Source organism: Variovorax rhizosphaerae, assembly GCF_037889975.1.
GTDB classification, from domain to species: Bacteria; Pseudomonadota; Gammaproteobacteria; order Burkholderiales; family Burkholderiaceae_C; genus Variovorax; species Variovorax rhizosphaerae.
Genome location: NZ_JBBKZT010000019.1, coordinates 130,864 through 148,370 on the forward strand (window position 1 = coordinate 130,864; position 17,507 = coordinate 148,370).

Consider the following 17,507-nt stretch of genomic DNA (forward strand, 5'->3'; position numbering starts at 1 on the left):
AATCTCTTCGAATACTCAGGCCAACTGCAAGCCTTCGGCGCGGGGCCCGTCCCCAAGCGCCGGGTCCGGCTCGCCGAGGAAGAACTTCAACGCCATGCGCTGGGTGAGGCTGCCATAGGGCGGATAGAACAGGTCGATCGGGAAGAAGCGGTGGCGCTTGAACACCGTCTTGCCGTGCGACAACTCGCGAAAGCCTTCCTCTCCGTGGTAGTTGCCCATGCCCGAGTTGCCGATGCCGCCGAAGGGCGCGTCGTGGTTGACAACCTGCCAGCCCCAATCGTTGATGGCGACCCCACCCGAATGCGTGCGGCGCAGGAGGTCGTCTCGCTCGGCGCTGTCGTGGCTGAAACAGTACAGGGCCAGCGGCCGCTCGCGTTCGTTGATGAAGCCGATGGCCTGGTCCATCGTTTCGTAGGGGACGACCGGCAGCAGCGGACCAAAGAGTTCCTCCTTCATCACGAGCATGTCGGGCGTGACCTTGGTGATGATCTGGAGCGGCATGGCCCGGCTTTTGCCCGAGGGCGCAGGACCGCAGGACTCGATATGCGCACCCTTGGCATGCGCATCGTTCAGCAGGCGCGTGATGCGCTGGAACTGCCGCTCGTCGACGATGCCGGTGAAGTCGGGGTTGCCGTCGGTCTTGCCCTTGTAGAAGGCCTTGCAGGTGCGACGCGCGCTGTCGATGAATTCGTCGACGCGCTCGCGTGGCACCAGCGCATAGTCGGGCGACACGCACACCTGCCCGGCATTGGTCGACTTGCCATGCGTGATGCGCTTTGCCGCGTCCGCCACCGGGTAGTTGCGCGTGACCAGCGCGGGCGACTTGCCGCCCAGTTCGAGCGTGACGGGCGTCAGGTTGTCCGCCGCCGTGCGCATCACGATCTTGCCGACGGCTGGCGAACCCGTGAACACGATGTGGTCGAAGGGCTGCGAGGTGAACACGTTCGGATCTACAAGCTCCTCGCCCACCACCGCGACCAGGTCCTCTGCAAAGACCTCGGCCAGCATCGTCCTGAACACCGCATTGGTCGCCGGGGTGGCTTCAGGCATCTTGATCATCACGCGATTCCCCGCGGCCAGCGCGGCGATCGCCGGACCGAGGGCCAGGTAGATGGGGAAGTTCCAAGGCGTGATCACGCCCACGACGCCCTTGGGCTGGTACATCACCTTGACGCTGTTGGACAGGAACAGCAGTTCCGTCGACCGGCGGCTCGGCTTCATCCAGCGCCTGACGTGCGAGATCGCGTGGTTGAGTTCCATCATCGAACCGAGCAGATCGAGCATCTTCGACTCGGCATGGGCGCGCTGGCCGAAGTCGCTGCTCATGGCATCCGCGAGCACGTCCTGGTAGCGAGAAAGCTGGCGCTTGAGCGCCTTCAGGCGTGCGATGCGTTCGTCGGCGGACGGCGATGGGTCCGCCATGAAGGCTGCTTGTTGCGAAGCGAAGATGCGCGCGACGCGTGCGTTCGCGGCCATCGCTTCGCGCGATTGGAAGGGTGCGTTGTTCATGGTTGTCTCCGTGACAATGTCTGTCGGGGACCCCATTGCAGCGCTTGCAATCCTATAAGTAAAATGAACTGTTTGGATGCCACCCATTCAATAATTGAATACAACCAAAGAGGACCGCACCGCAGCGGCCGCTCCCGGAATCAGGCCGGCGCCCGCGCCATTCCGTAACCCTGCGCCCCGGCTGTCCCATAGCCATACAGCGCCAGCTTGCGGCACCCCGCGAAGATCGACTTGGGCGTGAGCCCGTACACCTGCCGCACCGAATGGCTGAAGTGCGTCGAATCGGGATAGCCGACGTCCAGCGCGATGTTGGCGAGGTTGGCGCTCTGGGTCACGAAGTACAGCACGCTGCGCGCGCGCTGCCAGGTGCGGAAGCTGCGGAACGGCGCACCGACCTCGGCGCGGAACAGATGCAGGAAGCGTGACACCGAAAGGTGGCAGGCCACGGCGCAATCCTCGGCCGAGGTGTGGCTGTTGGGGTCGCGCTTGATGCGGTCGAGCACGGCGCGGATGCGGCGATCGATGGCGCGGGTGGGCAGGTCAAGGCCGAAGAAGTGGCGGTCGAAATCCTCGGTGCGGTCGAACTGGCGGCGCGGCGCGGCCTTGAAGCGGTCGAGCGCGTCGCGCAGGGATGCGAGCGTGAGCATGTCGTCCACCGCGCCGCGTCCGTCGCGAATCCACGCGGGCAAGGCCAGCATGTCGACCGTCTCGGACTCGACGAGGATGCTGTAGATCATCCGCTCGCCCGCCAGGATGCGGTGCGGCACGCCTGGCGGCACCACTGACAGTTCCGCGACTTGCCATGCGCCGCCGTCCACGCTGATGCGATGCGGCTGCGTCAAGGACGCATAGACCGAGAAGGCGCCCAGCGTGCGCACCGAGGGCTCGCCCAGCAGGCCGACGTACAGCACGCGGTCGGCATTGAGCCACATCACGCGCTCGGGGCGACGCGGGGTGGAATCGATTCGAATCTGCTCGTTCGGATGCATGTTCTTGTCTCCTTGGGTTGTCGTTGTGTCGCCGGGTGTCTATCGATACTTGGCCAACTCCAGCTTGCCGATCTGGTTGCGATGCACCTCATCCGGCCCGTCGGCCAGGCGCAGCAGGCGCGCGGTGGCGTAGGCCGACGCGATGCCGACATCGTTGTTGGTGCCGCCGCCGCCAAAGGCCTGGATGGTCCAGTCGATCACCTGGCAGGCCATCTGCGGCGCGGCCACCTTGATCATGGCGATGTCGGCCTTGGCGACCTTGTTGCCGACGGTGTCCATGCGGTGCGCGGCGTTCAGCGTGAGCAGGCGCGCCTGCTCGATGAGGATGCGCGACTGCGCGATGCGCTCAAGCGTCACGCCCTGCTGCGAGATCGGCTTGCCGAAAGCCGTGCGCGACTGGGTGCGCTTGCACATCAGCTCCAGCATCTTCTCGGCCAGGCCGACCAGGCGCATGCAGTGGTGGATGCGGCCCGGGCCCAGGCGACCCTGCGCGATCTCGAAGCCCCTGCCCTCGCCCAGCAGCATGTTCGAGGCCGGCACGCGCACGTCCTTGAACGTGACCTCGGAGGCGCGGTCGGGCACGCCGTAGAAGCCGAACACCGCGATGGGGCGCACGACGGTGACGCCGGGCGTGTCCATCGGCACGAGGATCATCGACTGCTGCTTGTGGCGGTCCGCGTTGTCCGGATCGGACTTGCCCATGAAGATCGCGATCTTGCAGCGCGGGTCGGTGGCATTGGTCGTGTACCACTTGTGGCCGTTGATGACGTACTCGTCGCCGTCGCGCACGATGCTCGACTCGATGTTGGTGGCATCGCTGGAGGCCACGGCCGGTTCGGTCATCGCGAAGCAGGAGCGGATCTCGCCGGCGAGCAGCGGCTTGAGCCAGCGCTCCTGGTGCTCCGGCGTGCCGTAGCGCGCGAGCACTTCCATGTTGCCGGTGTCGGGTGCGGAGCAGTTGAAGACTTCGGGCGCGAGATGCGAGCGGCCCATGATCTCGCAGAGCGGCGCGTAGTCGAAGTTGGTGAGCCCGGCGCCGTGTTCCGACTCGGGCAGGAACAGGTTCCACAGGCCGGCTTCGCGCGCCTTCGGCTTCAGTTCGTCGAGGATGGGCGCGACCTTCCACGGGCCCATCTCCTCGGCCTCCTTGTAGTAGCGGGCCTCGTTGGGATAGATGTGCTCGTCCATGAAGGCGCCAAGGCGCTTCTGCAAATCCTGGACCTTGGGGGAGAACTCGTACACGCGAACCTTTCTGTGAGTGCGCTCAGCGTTGCGCGAGCGGGAAGTGGGCCTCGACCTGTCGCCACGCGGCTTCGGCGATCGGCCGTGCACGGGCGCCGGTCTCGGCCGCCTCCGCGCTCGATGCCGTGCCGTCGCGCGCGCGTTGCGAGATGCCGTGGAGGATGGCCGCCAGCCGGAACATGCTGTAGGCGAGGTAGAACTCCCAGTGCGCCGGGTCGATGGCCGCGCGGCCGACGCGCTGGCAGTACGCCTTCAGGTACGCGGCCTCGTCGGGGATGCCCAGCGCCGCGTAGTCGATGCCGGCCATGCCGCGGAACTGCGCGGACGTGAGCCGCCACGGCAGCGCGTGGTAGGCGAAGTCGGCCAGCGGATGGCCCAGCGTCGACAACTCCCAGTCCAGCAGCGCGAGCACGCGCGGCTCGGTCGGATGGAAGATCATGTTGTCGATGCGCAGGTCGCCGTGGAAGATGGTGGTCTGGTCATCGGGTGGCACATGGGCCGGCAGCCATGCGATGAGGCGCTCCATCGCGGGGATCGGGTCTTGCGCCGCGACGGCCTGGTACTGGCGCGTCCAGCGACCGATCTGACGGTCGAAGAAGTTGCCGCTGCGGCCGTAGTCCGAGAGGCCTACCGCCTCGTAGTCCACCTTGTGCAGCGAGGCGACCGCCTGGTTCATGCCGTCGTAGATCGCGCTGCGCTCGGCATTCTCGAGCCCGGGCAAGGCCGGGTCCCAGAAGATGCGACCTTCGACGAAATCCATGACGTAGAAGGGTGTGCCGATGACTGAGGCGTCGTCGCAATAGCCCCTCGCGCGGGCGACGGGCACTTGCGTGTTGCGCAGTGCATCGATGACGCGGAATTCGCGGTCGACGGCATGGGCCGAGGGCAGCAGTTCGCCGTCAGGCTTCTTGCGCAGCACGTAGCGCGTGCCCGCTGCATCGGTGACGAGATACGTGGGGTTCGACTGGCCGCCCTTGAAGCGCTCCAGCGTGAGCGGCGCGCGGCATCCGTCGTTGTGTTTCCGCATCCATTCGGCGAGCGCTTGCACGTTGGGCATGCGTCGGATGGTACGAAGATATTGTCGGACAATCCATCAGGGTTTGTCCGACAGGTGACAGCGTGTTTCAGCGCGGCTTTGCGCCGAATATGGGAGCGCGCTTCTCGATGAAAGCCGTCACGCCTTCCGCCGCATCGGCGGTGGCGCCGGACTCGACCATGTAGCGATGCTCCAGTGCGAGGTGCTCTTCGAGCGAGCGTTCCGATGCGCCGTCGACGAGGTTCTTGATTCGCCCGAGCGACCCGGTGGCGCCGCGCGCGAGCGACAGCACCAGGGCATGCGCCTTCGACTCCAGTTCCGCATCGGGATGCACCTGGGACACCACGCCGAGCTGCAGGCACTGCTGCGCCGAGAGCGGCGTGTTGGTGAAGAAAATTTCCTTGGCGCGCGCAGCGCCGACGCGGCGCGCCAGGAACCACGAGCCGCCCACGTCGGGCGTGAGGCCGATCGCGGAGTAGCCGCCGCGCAGCTTCATCGACTCGGCCGCGAGCACGATGTCGGCGCTCAACGCGAGGCCAATGCCGCCGCCGCCGATGGGGCCGTTTAGTGCGCTCACGACTGGGACCGGCAGGGTTGCCAGACGGTGGATCGCGCGGTGGATGGGTGGGATGTGCTGATCGAGCATTTCAGACAGGCGATCGCGCGCATGCACGAAGCCGCCGATGTCACCTCCCGCGCAGAACTGCCGGCCGCGCGCCTGGAGCAGCACGGCGCGCAGGCTGGCGTCGTTGGCCACCGTATCGACGACTGCGATGAGCGCATCGGCCATCTCGAAGTCGAGCACGTTGGCTCGCTCGGGGCGGTTCAGGGTGAGGAAGGCGACGCCTTCGCGTTGTTCGAGCAGGATGGGTGAGGTCATGGGAAGCAGGGCTTTGGGATCAAGGCGTCAGGGTCGTGAAACGGTCCGCTCTCAGATGGGCGAGATGCCGTGCGGCTTATTCGGCCAGGCGCGGTGCTTCTTGCGCGGTGCGCAGCGCTCCAACGTGGCGAGGATCACCGAGCGCGTGTCGCGCGGGTCGATCACGTCATCGATGCCGAAGTGCTCGGCCGCATGCAGCGCGCCCAGTTGCTCGCGGAATCGGCCGATGAGTTCGGCGCGCTTGGCCGCTGGGTCGGCTGCCGCCCTCACCTGCTTCTGGTACGCGACGTCCACTGCGCCTTCGATCGACATCGCGCAGATCTCGGCCGTGGGCCAGGCCACGCAGAGATCGGCGTCGAAGCTACGGCCACCGCACATCGCGATGTAGCCGAGGCCATAGCCCTTGCGCAGCACGATTGACACGCGGGGCACCGTGGCCTGACCCAGTTCGAACAACAGCCTCGCGCTGCGCCGTGCGAGCGCCGTGTCCTCGGCCTGGCTGCCGACCAGGAAGCCCGGCAGGTCGACGAGGTAGACCAGCGGCAGCCCGAAGCCGTCGCAGATCGAGACGAAATGCGCGCCCTTCTCGCAGGCCTTCGCGTCGAGCGTGCCGGCCAGGTGCAAGGGCTGGTTGGCCACGATGCCGACGGCGCGTCCGTGGATGCGCGCGAAGCTGGTCACGAGGTTGGGCGCGAAGGTGGGCTTGATCTGGAACAGCGAGTCCTCGTCGACCACGCCGCGGATCACGTCGCAGATGTCGTAGGGCTTGCGCGGGTTGTCGGGCATCACGTCGAGCAGGCCCTGCTCGAATTCTGGAGCGGGTTCGCGCGGCGCTGCAGAGGCAGGCAGCAGCCCTGCATTGGACGGCAGGTAGGCAAGGTAGTCGCGCACGTAGCCGAGCGCCTCGGCATCGTCACTGGCGGCGATGTCGGCGAGGCCATTGAGGTCTGCCTGCACGGCGGCGCCGCCGAGCGTGTCCTTGTCGGTGATTTCGCCCGTGGCGGCGGCGACCAGTGCCGGACCAGCGATGCCCATGGTCGAGGTGCCGCGCACCATCACCACGAAGTCGCACAAGGCCGCGAAGTTGGACGGCCCCGCAAAGCCCGGCCCCATGATGACCGCCACCGTCGGCACCCAGCCCGACAGCGCAACCGCAATCTGGAAGTAGCGCGAGCCCTGCGCGAAGTGGCGGCTGTCCAGCCCTTCCTGGATGCGGTGCCCACCGCCATCGAGCAGCAGCAGCATCGGACAGCCATGCTCCAGCGCATGCGTCGCCATGCGCTCGACCTTGGTCTCGCCGATACGTCCGTTGGAGCCGCCGAGCACGGTGAAGTCGAAGGCGCAGAGGCACACCGGCCGGCCGTCGATGTTGGCGTAGCCGGTGAGCACGCCGTCGGAGGGGGCTTGCAGCGATTCGGTGTCGAAGGTGTCGCGCTTCGGCTCGACCAGGCCGCCGACTTCATGGAAGCTGCCATGGTCGACCAGCAGAGCGATGCGCTCGCGTGCCGACAGCTTGCCGAGCGCATGCTGCCGCGCGATGGCCGCCGGACGCGCGGCATCGACCAGGCCGTCGCGCTTGGCGGTGAATTGCGCATAGGCCAGGCGCGTGGCGCCGAGGGTGGAGTCGTCGCTCATTTCTTCCTTGTGGGCGCGGCCGGATCGGCGGTGCGGTCGTAGGTTGCAGCAGTCACGCCCGCCTCGCGCAGCGCCTGCTTGCGGACCTTGGCGGTCGGCGTCTTCGGCAACTCCGCAAGGTACTCGACGTAGCGCGGCACCATGAAGTAAGGCAGGCGATCGTCAAGGAACGCGAGCAGCACGCCCGGCATCAGCGTGTTGCCTTCGCGCAGCACGACGCAGGCCTTGATGTCGTCCTCGCTCGCATCGCTGGCCACGGCGATGACGGCGCATTCCAGCACCGCCGGATGCTCATTGATTTCCTTCTCGACCTCGAAGCTCGACACGTTTTCGCCGCGCCGGCGCATCGCGTCCTTGATGCGGTCGAGGAAGACGAACTGCCCGTCGGGCTCGCGCCGGAACGCATCGCCGGTGTGCAGCCACTGGTTGCGCCAGGCGCCGACCGTGGCCTCGGGCATGTCGTGGTAGCCGTCCATCACCATCCACGGCTCGTGCGTGCGGATGACCAACTCGCCGAGTTCGCCATCGGGCACGGGCTGGTCGTGCGCATCGACGAGGCGCACTTCGAAGTCGGGCCGCGGCCAGCCGACCTTGCCCGGCTCGGCCCGGCCGACCGGCGCACGCAACACGGTCGAGCCTTCGGTGAGCCCATAGGCCGTGCAGACCGCCTCGATGCCGAAGCGCGTGCGGAAGGCATCGACTTCCGCCATCACCGGCACCATCATCACGCGCCGCAGCGGGTGGCTGGCGTCGTCCGCGCGCGGCGGCTGGCGGTACAGGAAGTTGGCCATCGCGCCGAGCAGCATCGTGTAGGTGCAGCCGTGGCGCCGCACGTCGTCCCAGAAGGTGGTGGCCGAGAAGCGCGGCAGCACGACGTTGCTGCCGCCCGCGATGAGGTTGTTGTAGATGGCCGCCCATTGGCCGCCGATGTGGAACAGCGGGAGCGTGCAGAGCGAGACGTCGCTGGCGTCCGCGAGCCCGAGCACCTGCGGCGCCGAGTAGCCGTAGGCATGCGAATGCGTGACGCGCACGCCCTTCGACGGGCCGGTGGTGCCCGAGGTGTACATGATGCCAATCAGGTCCCACGGGTTGAGTTGCGCAGGCGCCTCGCGCGGGCCGCGCAAGTCGTCCCAGGGCATGAAGCGCAGGCGCCCCACCGCCGGCATGCTGCCCATGGCGCCGCGCACCACGACGTGTTCCAGGTGCTGCAGGCGGTCGGCCACGTCGAGCAGCAGCGGCAGGTAGTGCGCCTCGACGACGATCACCCTGGCGCCGCAGTTGTTGATGACGTGGACCAGGATGGAGCCCTTGTAGGCCGTGTTCACCGGCACCTCGACACGGGCCGTGAGCGACAGCGCCCACCAGGCGATGACGAAGTCCAGGTGGTTGTCGAGCATCAACAGCGCAAATTGCTGCGGCCCGACGCCGAGGCGCGCGAAGCCGGCGGCGAAGGCCAGCGACTCCTCGTACAGAACGGCGTAGCTCATGCCGCGCTCGACGTCGCGCACCGCGGGCTTGTCGGGCGCGGTGCGCAAGTGGCCGTCGAGCACCGCGCCGAGCGTGCGCGCTTCGAGCGGCGGCAATGCGAGCTGCAAGTCGGTGGAGGGGCTCATGTGCGATGTCTCGTTGATGCGGGAGCGCGAGGGTTCGCCCCATTGATCTGCAGTTGATTGTCAGCCACGATTGCCAGACAATCAAGCCGTACGTTCACTGGTTCCCATCGGAGCAAGCCGCAGCGCGATTCACGGACTGCGGCGCCAGGCTCTCTCCTAGAATCCACGCCGCCCAAGCTGCACGCGAACCCGAATGACCGTTATCACCAAAGCCCCCGCCAGGAAGCCCGCTGCAGCTGCGAAGAAGACAGCGGCCGAGGCGCCCGCCAAGCCGCGCAGCACGCCCGACCGCGTGGCCGACGCTATCAGCAAGGGCATCCTCACGCGCCGCTTCACGGTGGGCCAGCGGCTGGTCGAGGCCGACCTCACGCGCGACCTCGGCGTGAGCCGCAGCACGGTGCGGGAGGCGTTGCGGATCCTGGCGTCCAGCGGCGTGGTCGACCTGACGCCGCATCGAGGCGCCGTGATCCGCTCGCTGAGCCGCGAAGATGCGGCGAGCCTGCTCGGCGTACTGGAAGTGCTGACCGGCCTGGCCGCGCGCCTGGCTGCGACCAACATCCACATCGGCAACAACGCCAAGCGCTTCGAGGCGGCGGCGCAGACGCTGATCTCGGCCAGCACGCCGGAGGCGCTCGACCGCGTGCTCGACGGCCGGGCCAACTACTACCGCGTGATGTTCGAGATTGCAGACAACAGCGAGTTGAGCCGCGTGTTGCCGCAAGCGCGCGCGCACCTGTTCCGCGCGCAGTTCTACAACTTCCTCACCACGGCCGATTTGCGCTCGATGGTGGCGGAATACCGGGGCATCACCGAAGCGATCCTCGAAGGCGACCCAGCCAAGGCCGAGGCGCGTACGCGCAGGCACCTGCAGAAGTCGGGCGAGCGGACCTTGCCGCGGATGTCGGCGTTTTCGCTGGCCTGATGTTTCGACGAGGCGAGGCCACCAGTTTCAGGTGGTCCGCCGCAACAACCGGCCCGGTATTCCCGCGGCCTGCCGCAAGGTGGCAACGCGCTCATGGTCTTGCGCGCCTTCACGGTAGACCAAGGCCACTGCCGCGGGCTCGATCTCGGGTTGGATGCGAAGCTGGCACAGCTTGCCCCCTCGTTCCGCCTCGCCGATCGTCGAAGCCGGCACGCTGGCGATGCCGACGCCTTGCGCGACCAAGCCCAGGTTCGTCACCGGGTTGTTCGAAACGACCAAGGGCGTCGGCGCCGCGATGCCTTCCCCGATGAACCTGGCCTCCAGCGCCTGGCGCAGGAAGGAGCCTGGGCTGGGCAGGATCCATGGCTCCCCGGCAAGCTCCTGCCAGCCAAGCTTGCGCCGCGTCGCGAGGGGGTGCCGGATGGAGGACACGACGACGAAGCGCTCTTCGGCAAGCTTGTCGTAGCGCAGGCGGTCCGAGCCGCTCACGCTCAGCGCCGCAGCGCTGTAGCTGCTCAGCGCCGCATCGAGCTCACCTCTGAGCACCGCATCGAAGAGCTGCATCACGCCGCCCTCGGAGATCTCGACCTGCCACGCATCGGAACCCTTCAACAGCCTGGACAGCAAGGCGGGCGCCAGCGTCTGTGCAGCAAAAGGCAGCATGCCGAGGCGGATGGTCGTTCTTGGCTTCGGAGCGACCTGCCTGGCGTCGGCGAGAAGGTGTCCCAGCTCCGACAACAGCACGGCTGCGCCACGCAGGACCACCTGCCCCCTGGGAGAAGGCTTCATGCCGCGCGCGCCGCGGATGAACAACTCGATACCCAAGGCGCGCTCGACTTCGCCCAGCGTCTTGCTGACCGCCGGCTGGCTCAGATGCAGCGATTCGGCCGCCGCCCGGACGCTGCCGAGGCGTTCGAGCTCCATGAGCATCTGCAGATGGCTGAAGCGAAGGCGCCTGACGAGATCTCGAACCGTGCTGTCCACGAGGTATAGCTGAAAGTTATCGCGTCCTCAGAATACTTCACTTTTCCCGACACAAGTGAAGGCGTACGCTGCAGGCATTCGGAGCGATGACTCCGCGTTCTTCGGAGACAGGCGATGTATTCCAGGATGGTGGGATTTCTTGCGGCGCTGTGTGTGAGCGTCTCCTCGATGGCGGCGACCTTTCCCGTGCCGGGCAAGCCGGTGCGGATCCTCGTGGGAACGGCCGCCGGTGGCGGCACCGACATGACCGCGCGCCTCGTTGCCGCGAAGCTGCAGCCCCTGCTGGGCGTGCCGGTCGTGGTCGAGAACCGACCCGGCGCCAGCATGATGCTGGCCGCGGGCGAGGTGGCACGAGCGGCGCCGGATGGACACACCTTGCTCTACACGCCGGATTCGGTGCTCACGCAGAACCCTCACGTGCTCGACAGCGTGCCCTATGACCCGATGAAGAGCTTCACGCCCATCTCGCTCGGCGCGCTCGGCAGCGTGGTGCTGGTGGCCAACGATGAACTCAAGGCCGGCAACGTCAAGGACTTCGTCACCTATGCCAAGGCGCACCCCGGGACCCTCAGCTATGCCTCCGCGGGCATGGGGACGGCGTTCCACATCTATGGCGAGATGCTGAACCGGCAGGCAGGGCTCGACATGGTGCATGTTCCCTACAAGGGCGCAGGCGACGTGGGCAAGGACATCGTCGGGGGACGGATTCAGGTGATGTTCGCGGCCGCCAGCGGCGGCCTGCAATTCGCCAAGACAGGCAAGGTCAAGCTGCTGGGCGTGGCTGGCCCCCGGCGCACCGACCTGCTGCCGGGCGTGCCCACGCTGGCCGAGCAAGGCTATGCCGGCTTCGACATCGATACCTGGCTGGGCTGGTTCGGCCCGGCGAACATGCCACCCGAGGTCGTCGACAAGATCAACAAGCTGCTCAGGCAAGTGCTCGCCGACCCGGGCATTCGCGAGCAGTTCGTTACGGCGGCCTACGAGGCGCAAGCCTCATCGCCGGCCGAACTGGCCGGCATGGTCAAGTCCTCGTACGGCCGCTGGGGCAGCCTGGTCAAGCAGGTCGGCGTGCTGAAGTAGCCCCCCGCATTCCTTTTCCCATCCATTGCGCAGCGGTTGGCTCGCGGCGCAGGGCTTTCTTCGTCCAGAAAACACAACCATCCCCCAATGAAGATCACACGGCTGGGCGCCAAGCCCATCATCACGCCCGAGTTGCACGAGAGCCTCGGGAACAACATCAACGGGCCTTCGCTGATACGGGTTCCTTCGTGGGTGAAGGCCCCGCTGGGGCGCTACTACCTGTACTTCGCGCATCACCGCGGCGGGCACATCCGGCTCGCCTACGCGGACCACCTCGAAGGGCCGTGGACCCTCCACGCGCCGGGGGTGCTGCGCCTCGACGAATCGACCTGCCTGGACCACGTCGCATCTCCGGACGTGCACGTCGACGAGTCGACCCGGTCGATCCGGATGTACTTCCACGGCATCGCCTTCGCCGACCGCAACGCGACGGACGGGCACGAGAAGCTCTTCGGCGAAGCGAGCTGGTGGGTCGGCAACCAGCGCACCAAGCTCGCCACTTCGTCGGACGGGCTGGCCTTCACGGCGCGTCCCGAGCCGCTCGGTTCGTCCTACTTCCGCGTGTTCTCCCATGGCGGCTGGACCTACTCGCTGGCCATGCCGGGCGTGTTCTACCGCTCGCGCGATGGCTTCAGCGGCTTTGAAGTGGGGCCCATCTGCTTCGGCCCCGATTTCCGTCACTGCGCCGTGCTGGTCCGGGGCGACTTGCTGCACGTGTTCCACACGGAAGTCGGGCACGAGCCCGAGCGGATCCTGCACTCGACGATCGACCTGCGTGCCGACTGGAAGCAGTGGCGGCCGACGCCGGCCAACACCGTGCTGGAGCCTGCGACGACTCATGAGGGCGCCGGACTGCCCCTGAAGGCCTCGGTACGAGGCGCGGTGTTCGAGCCGGTTCGCGAACTGCGCGATCCGGCCCTGTTCGAGGAAGACGGCCGAGTCTTCCTCCTCTACTCGGTGGCCGGAGAAAACGGCATCGCGATCGCACGGATCGATTTCTGAAAGGCATGAAAGCAATGAGCAAGTTGAACGATTGGCTGCGCGAGGAAGCGCGCGACGTGCGGATCGCCGCGAAGTCCGACGTGGTCGTCGTGGGTGGTGGCCCGGCGGGCCTTTCGGCGGCATTCGCCGCGGCGCGCAACGGCGCCCGCGTGAGCTTGCTGGAACGCTACAACCACCTGGGCGGCCTGGCCTCGGGCGGCATGGTGCTGGTACTCGACGACATGTGGGACAGCCACCAGCAGGAGATCTCGGTGCGCGGCGTGTGCCTCGAGATGATCGAGCGCATGGGCTCGCTCGGCCTGGCGCACTTCCCGCGCCAGCACGAGTGGGGCAATGACCCCGACACGGTGGCGCGCTGGAGGCGCTGGGGCACCTTCGACTTCCACAGCCGCGAGAAGCCCATCTGCTTCGCCGCCGCCTTCGATCCCGATGCATGGAAGCGCGTCTCGCTCGACATGGTGCACAAGCACGACATCGACCTGCGCCTGCATTCCTGGTTCTCGCGCACCCTGGTCGAGGACGGCAAGGTCAAGGGCGTGGTGTGCGACACCAAGAACGGCCGCGAGGCCATCCTCGGCGACGTGGTCATCGACGCCACCGGCGACCTCGACGTGGCCGCCTCGGCCAGCGCCCCGCACGCGGGCGGCAACTACATCGTGACCACGGTGTTCCGCCTCGGTGGCGTGGACACCGACGAGGCAGAGCGCTTTGAGACCGAGGAGCCGGCGGCCTTCGACGCACTGGACCGCGAGATCAAGCGCGTGCTGGGCGGCAGCTGGGCCTACTGGTGGCTCAAGACGCCGCTGCCCGGCGTGGTGTGGTGCAACTGCCCGCACATGCCGGGCCTGGACGGGACGCGCGTGGAGGACCTCACCCGCGCCGAGGTCGAGGGCCGCAAGGCGATCCATCGCACGGTGGACTTCATCCGCAGCCGCCTGCCCGGCTTCTCCAAGTGCTACGTGATCGACGTGGCACCGCAGACCGGCGTGCGCCAGACGCGCCTGCTCGAGGGCGAGTACGTGATGAGCAAGGATGACGTGGTGCAGCGCACCCGCTTCGCCGACAGCGTGGCGCGCGGCCGGGACTACTACTACCCGTACCGCGCCCTGCTGCCGCGCAACATCGACAACCTGCTGGTGGCCGGCCGCCACTACTCGGCGACCTCGGCCGCGCAGAAGATCTCGCGGGAGATCCCGCCCTGCATGGCGATGGGCGAGGCCGCCGGCACGGCCGCGGCGCTCGCGATCGATGCCGGCGTCACGGTGCGCCATGTCGATGTGGGTGCGGTCCAGCGCACCTTGCGCGCCCAGGGCGCCGACCCCGGCGACCGCGAAGGCCGCAATCCCGACGTGCCCGCCATCGCGGCCGCGCCCGATCTCCGGCTGGCAGAGGCCGCATAGGACCCGGGGGACGCAACATGGCACACGTCATCACTTCCGCCTGCATCGATTGCAAGGACGGCGCCTGCACGCAGTGCTGCCCGGTCGATTGCATCTACGAGGGATCGCGGACCTTCTACATCCATCCCGATGAATGCATCGACTGCGGGGTGTGCCTGTCCTTCTGTCCTGCCGAAGCCATCCACGAGGACGTGCGCTTGCCGGCGTCGCAGGCCATGTTCCTCGCGATCAACCGCGAGTTCTTTTCTCCGGAAGTCAGCGGCCTCGGCTCGCCCGGGGGCGCCGCCGACGTCGGACCCGTCTCCTGCGATCACCCGGCCGTGGCGAAGCTCATGTCCGCGTACCGGAGCTGACTGGCGCCTTCGAGATGGGGCTGGGGATGCGCACCGCCGAACAGATGCCGTCGGGCCAGCGCTTCGACAGGCGGGCGCATCGCGTGAATGTTAAGATCCTGACATCCATGCCAACTCGCTCCCATACGCCGTCCAGTCCGCGCGAAGCCCGAGTCCAGCAGCTCGACGAGGCCCTGGCGGCGCGAGGCGTTCTTCATCTGCGCGACGCCGCCGCGCTGCTCGACGTGTCGGAGATGACGGTGCGTCGGCTCGTCGCCAGCCACGCCGATGCCTTCACGTACCTGGGCGGCCACATCGTTCGAAGCGCCTCCGTCGGCTCCGGCGCCGACTATGTGCTCACCCAGGAGGAAGGCAGCCACGCGGCGGCGAAGGCGGCCGCCTGTGAGCATGCGCTGAAGCTGATCGATGCGGACGACACGGTCTTCATCGATTGCGGCACCACGCTCGAACATCTGGCGCGGATGATTCCGGACGACCTTCCCGTGTCGGTCGTCTGCTACTCGCTGAGCATCGCCAACCTGCTCGCCACCAAACCGGCCTGCCGCCTGTTCGTGCTGGGCGGCCTGTTCCATCCGGTGTCTGCATCGTTCGGGGGTCCCGGGACCGCGCAGGCGCTCACCAGCTTCGGAATATCGAAGGCCTTCATCTCCGCGGGTGGCGTCGACATGCGGCGGGGCGTCAGCTGCTCCAGCATGCATGAGGTGCCGGTCAAGCAGCAGGCCATGCACATTGCCAGTGCAAGCTACCTCGTGGTCGACGAGAGCAAGTTCGACCGCTTGCGCCCCGCCCTCTTTGCGCAAGTCGCCGATTTCGACGCCCTCATCTCCGAGGCCGGACTCAAGCCCACACACTGAACCTTGCCGGGCGCGATCCAGGAAAGCGCTTGATCTTTTGCGTCTTGTTTGTTATATTTCTAACATTCAATGTCACAATGAGATCATTCATCATGAGAAACCCTTCTGAATTCGCGTTTGCGCTGGGCCTCATCGACCTGACTTCGTTGAACGACGCCGACACCGTTGCCGACATCCGCCAACTGGCACGCGATGCGGTCACGCCGCTGGGGACGGTGGCGGCGTTGTGCGTCTTTCCGCGCTTCGTTGCCACAGCCAAGGCGGAACTTGCCGTGCTGTCTCCAGGGGTGCGCGTCGCCACGGTGGCCAACTTTCCACATGGCGAGGACGATGCCGACGGCGCAGCGCGCGAGGTCGCCGCAGCCGTGGCGGCCGGCGCCGACGAGGTGGACGTGGTGTTGCCGTGGCGTGCGCTCCAGTCCGGCAACGAGACGGCCGGGCGGGATCTGGTCGCTGCATGCCGGGCGGCAGTGGGCGACCGCATCCTGAAGGTCATCATCGAATCGGGCTGCCTCGGGACGCCCGCATTGATTCGCCGGGCGAGCGAACTCGCCATCGAAGGCGGCGCGCACTTCCTCAAGACGTCCACCGGCAAGGTCGCGGTCAACGCCACGCTCGAGGCGGCAGAGATCATGCTGCGGGCCATCCGCGAGAGTGGCCGGACCGTTGGTTTCAAGGCTGCCGGTGGCATCCGGACCGCAACAGAAGCCAGCGCCTACCTGGACCTGGCACGGCGCCTCATGGGCGCCGACTGGGTGCAGCCGGCCAACTTTCGCTTCGGCGCGTCAAGCCTGCGGCAAGAGTTGTTGTTTGAAGCCGGGTTGGGCGCACAGCATGCGTCCGCAACGAGTTACTGAATCCTCATGGAGTCGAGCATGTCATCCAATTCAAGCGCCCAAGCAAATCGCAAGGGCATCGTCGTCCTGGGCATCTTTGCAGCCGATCTCGCCTTTCGCGCCGAGCGCATGCCGCGCATGGGCGAAACCCTGCTCGGGCAGCGATTCAATCTCGGCGCCGGCGGCAAGGGGTCGAACCAGGCGGTCGCCGCGGCACGCGTGGGGGGTGCCGTTCACCTCCTGACCCGCATCGGCGACGATGCCTTCGGCCAGCTCGCCCTGGACACGTGGCGCAGCGTCGGCATCGACACCCGGCATGCACGGGTGATGGCCGGTGAATCCACCGGCGCTGCCTTCATCTTCGTATCTCAGCAAACTGGCGACAACGCGATCATCGTGACCGGCGGCGCGGCCAATGGTCTTTCAGCCAAGGACATCGACGCTGCAGACGACGCGCTGGCCGATGCCGCGGTGTTCATCGCGCAACTCGAACAACCCGTCGAAGCCATGCAGGCCGGCTTGCGCGCGGCGCGCCGGCATGGCGTCATGACGGTGCTCAATCCGGCACCGGCGCCTGCCGAAGACCTTGGCGATGAGGTCTATGGCCTTTGCGACTACATCACGCCCAATGAATCCGAGGCCGAAGCGTTGACGGGGGTTGCGATCAAGAACATCGACGATGCGCGGGTCGCAGCACAGCGACTGCTGGACCGCGGTGTGGGATGCGCAGTGATCACGCTGGGTTCGCAGGGCGTGCTGCTCCACGATGCCACCCAATCCATCCACGTGCCTTGCTTCCAGGCAGGCGCGGTCGTCGACACATCCGGTGCAGGCGACGCGTTCAATGGCGCCTTCACCGTCGCGCTGGCAGAGCGCATGACCACGCTCGAGGCCTTGCGCTTTGCGAGTGCGGTCGCGGGGATCTCGGTGACGCGTCCGGGTACCGCCCCGTCGATGCCCACGCGGGCCGAAGCCCTGGCCTTGCTCGATGCGGCGCCCCTCCCGGCCTGAAGCGCCCGCCACCGTTTCGTCGTCCATCCAGACCATTCATCAAGGAGTCACCATGTCTTCCCTTCGCAAGTCCGGCGCATTGCCCGGCCGCCGCAACGCGTTGCATGCGTTGATGTCCCTCGGCCTCGCGGGCGCGGGCATCGGCACCTTCACGCGCGCAT

The 17,507-nt window shown here is 67.0% G+C and carries 16 protein-coding genes; 8 read left to right on the plus strand and 8 right to left on the minus strand.

All coding sequences use genetic code 11. The features are described 5' to 3' along the window. Window positions 1-15: 15 nt before the first annotated feature. From WKW82_RS31135 to WKW82_RS31165, 7 genes are all read right to left on the minus strand, one after another. Entirely contained in the window at window positions 16-1,509 is a 1,494-nt protein-coding gene (locus WKW82_RS31135) for a coniferyl aldehyde dehydrogenase (protein WP_340346646.1), read from the minus strand. A 140-nt stretch (window positions 1,510-1,649) separates the two neighbouring features. Next, window positions 1,650-2,498: a helix-turn-helix domain-containing protein gene (locus tag WKW82_RS31140; RefSeq protein ID WP_340346647.1), complete on the minus strand. Its 849-nt coding sequence runs from the start codon at window positions 2,496-2,498 to the stop codon at window positions 1,650-1,652. Between the two features lie 39 nt (window positions 2,499-2,537). Continuing rightward, a complete protein-coding gene (locus WKW82_RS31145; RefSeq protein WP_422823642.1) occupies window positions 2,538-3,686 on the minus strand; it encodes an acyl-CoA dehydrogenase family protein in 1,149 nt (382 codons plus the stop codon). A gap of 76 nt (window positions 3,687-3,762) precedes the next feature. Further along, window positions 3,763-4,797, minus strand: coding sequence for a phosphotransferase (locus WKW82_RS31150; protein ID WP_340346651.1), 1,035 nt, complete (start codon window positions 4,795-4,797; stop codon window positions 3,763-3,765). A gap of 67 nt (window positions 4,798-4,864) precedes the next feature. Further along, a complete protein-coding gene (locus WKW82_RS31155) occupies window positions 4,865-5,656 on the minus strand; it encodes an enoyl-CoA hydratase-related protein (protein WP_340346652.1) in 792 nt (263 codons plus the stop codon). Window positions 5,657-5,707: 51 nt separating this feature from the next. Then, complete coding sequence (locus WKW82_RS31160) at window positions 5,708-7,291, minus strand: acyl-CoA carboxylase subunit beta (protein ID WP_340346654.1); 1,584 nt, start codon at window positions 7,289-7,291, stop codon at window positions 5,708-5,710. After that, window positions 7,288-8,904, minus strand: coding sequence for an AMP-binding protein (locus WKW82_RS31165; protein ID WP_340346655.1), 1,617 nt, complete (start codon window positions 8,902-8,904; stop codon window positions 7,288-7,290). Before WKW82_RS31165 ends, WKW82_RS31160 begins: the two co-directional genes overlap by 4 nt. 193 nt (window positions 8,905-9,097) lie before the next feature. On the opposite strand from WKW82_RS31165, the gene WKW82_RS31170 reads away from it, so the two are divergent. Then, on the plus strand, window positions 9,098-9,826 hold the full coding sequence (locus WKW82_RS31170) for a GntR family transcriptional regulator (protein WP_340346656.1): 729 nt from the start codon (window positions 9,098-9,100) through the stop codon (window positions 9,824-9,826). A 27-nt stretch (window positions 9,827-9,853) separates the two neighbouring features. Here WKW82_RS31170 and WKW82_RS31175 read toward each other — a convergent pair whose 3' ends face one another. Next, on the minus strand, window positions 9,854-10,756 hold the full coding sequence (locus WKW82_RS31175) for a LysR family transcriptional regulator (RefSeq protein ID WP_340346657.1): 903 nt from the start codon (window positions 10,754-10,756) through the stop codon (window positions 9,854-9,856). A 168-nt stretch (window positions 10,757-10,924) separates the two neighbouring features. On the opposite strand from WKW82_RS31175, the gene WKW82_RS31180 reads away from it, so the two are divergent. From WKW82_RS31180 to rbsK, 7 genes are all read left to right on the plus strand, one after another. Beyond that, window positions 10,925-11,890, plus strand: a complete 966-nt coding sequence (locus tag WKW82_RS31180; RefSeq protein WP_340346658.1) for a Bug family tripartite tricarboxylate transporter substrate binding protein — start codon at window positions 10,925-10,927, stop codon at window positions 11,888-11,890. Window positions 11,891-11,977: 87 nt separating this feature from the next. After that, complete coding sequence (locus tag WKW82_RS31185) at window positions 11,978-12,892, plus strand: hypothetical protein (RefSeq protein ID WP_340346659.1); 915 nt, start codon at window positions 11,978-11,980, stop codon at window positions 12,890-12,892. 14 nt (window positions 12,893-12,906) lie between these two features. After that, the gene (locus WKW82_RS31190; protein ID WP_340346661.1) at window positions 12,907-14,292 is read left to right on the plus strand and encodes an FAD-dependent oxidoreductase; all 1,386 of its coding nucleotides are present in this window, start codon (window positions 12,907-12,909) and stop codon (window positions 14,290-14,292) included. Between the two features lie 17 nt (window positions 14,293-14,309). Further along, the gene (gene fdxA, locus WKW82_RS31195; protein WP_340346662.1) at window positions 14,310-14,645 is read left to right on the plus strand and encodes a ferredoxin; all 336 of its coding nucleotides are present in this window, start codon (window positions 14,310-14,312) and stop codon (window positions 14,643-14,645) included. Window positions 14,646-14,671: 26 nt separating this feature from the next. Further along, a complete protein-coding gene (locus WKW82_RS31200; RefSeq protein ID WP_340346663.1) occupies window positions 14,672-15,499 on the plus strand; it encodes a DeoR family transcriptional regulator in 828 nt (275 codons plus the stop codon). Between the two features lie 92 nt (window positions 15,500-15,591). Beyond that, window positions 15,592-16,356, plus strand: coding sequence for a deoxyribose-phosphate aldolase (gene deoC / locus WKW82_RS31205; RefSeq protein WP_422823639.1), 765 nt, complete (start codon window positions 15,592-15,594; stop codon window positions 16,354-16,356). 18 nt (window positions 16,357-16,374) lie between these two features. Beyond that, window positions 16,375-17,346, plus strand: a complete 972-nt coding sequence (rbsK, locus tag WKW82_RS31210; RefSeq protein ID WP_340346664.1) for a ribokinase — start codon at window positions 16,375-16,377, stop codon at window positions 17,344-17,346. Window positions 17,347-17,507 lie beyond the last annotated feature (161 nt).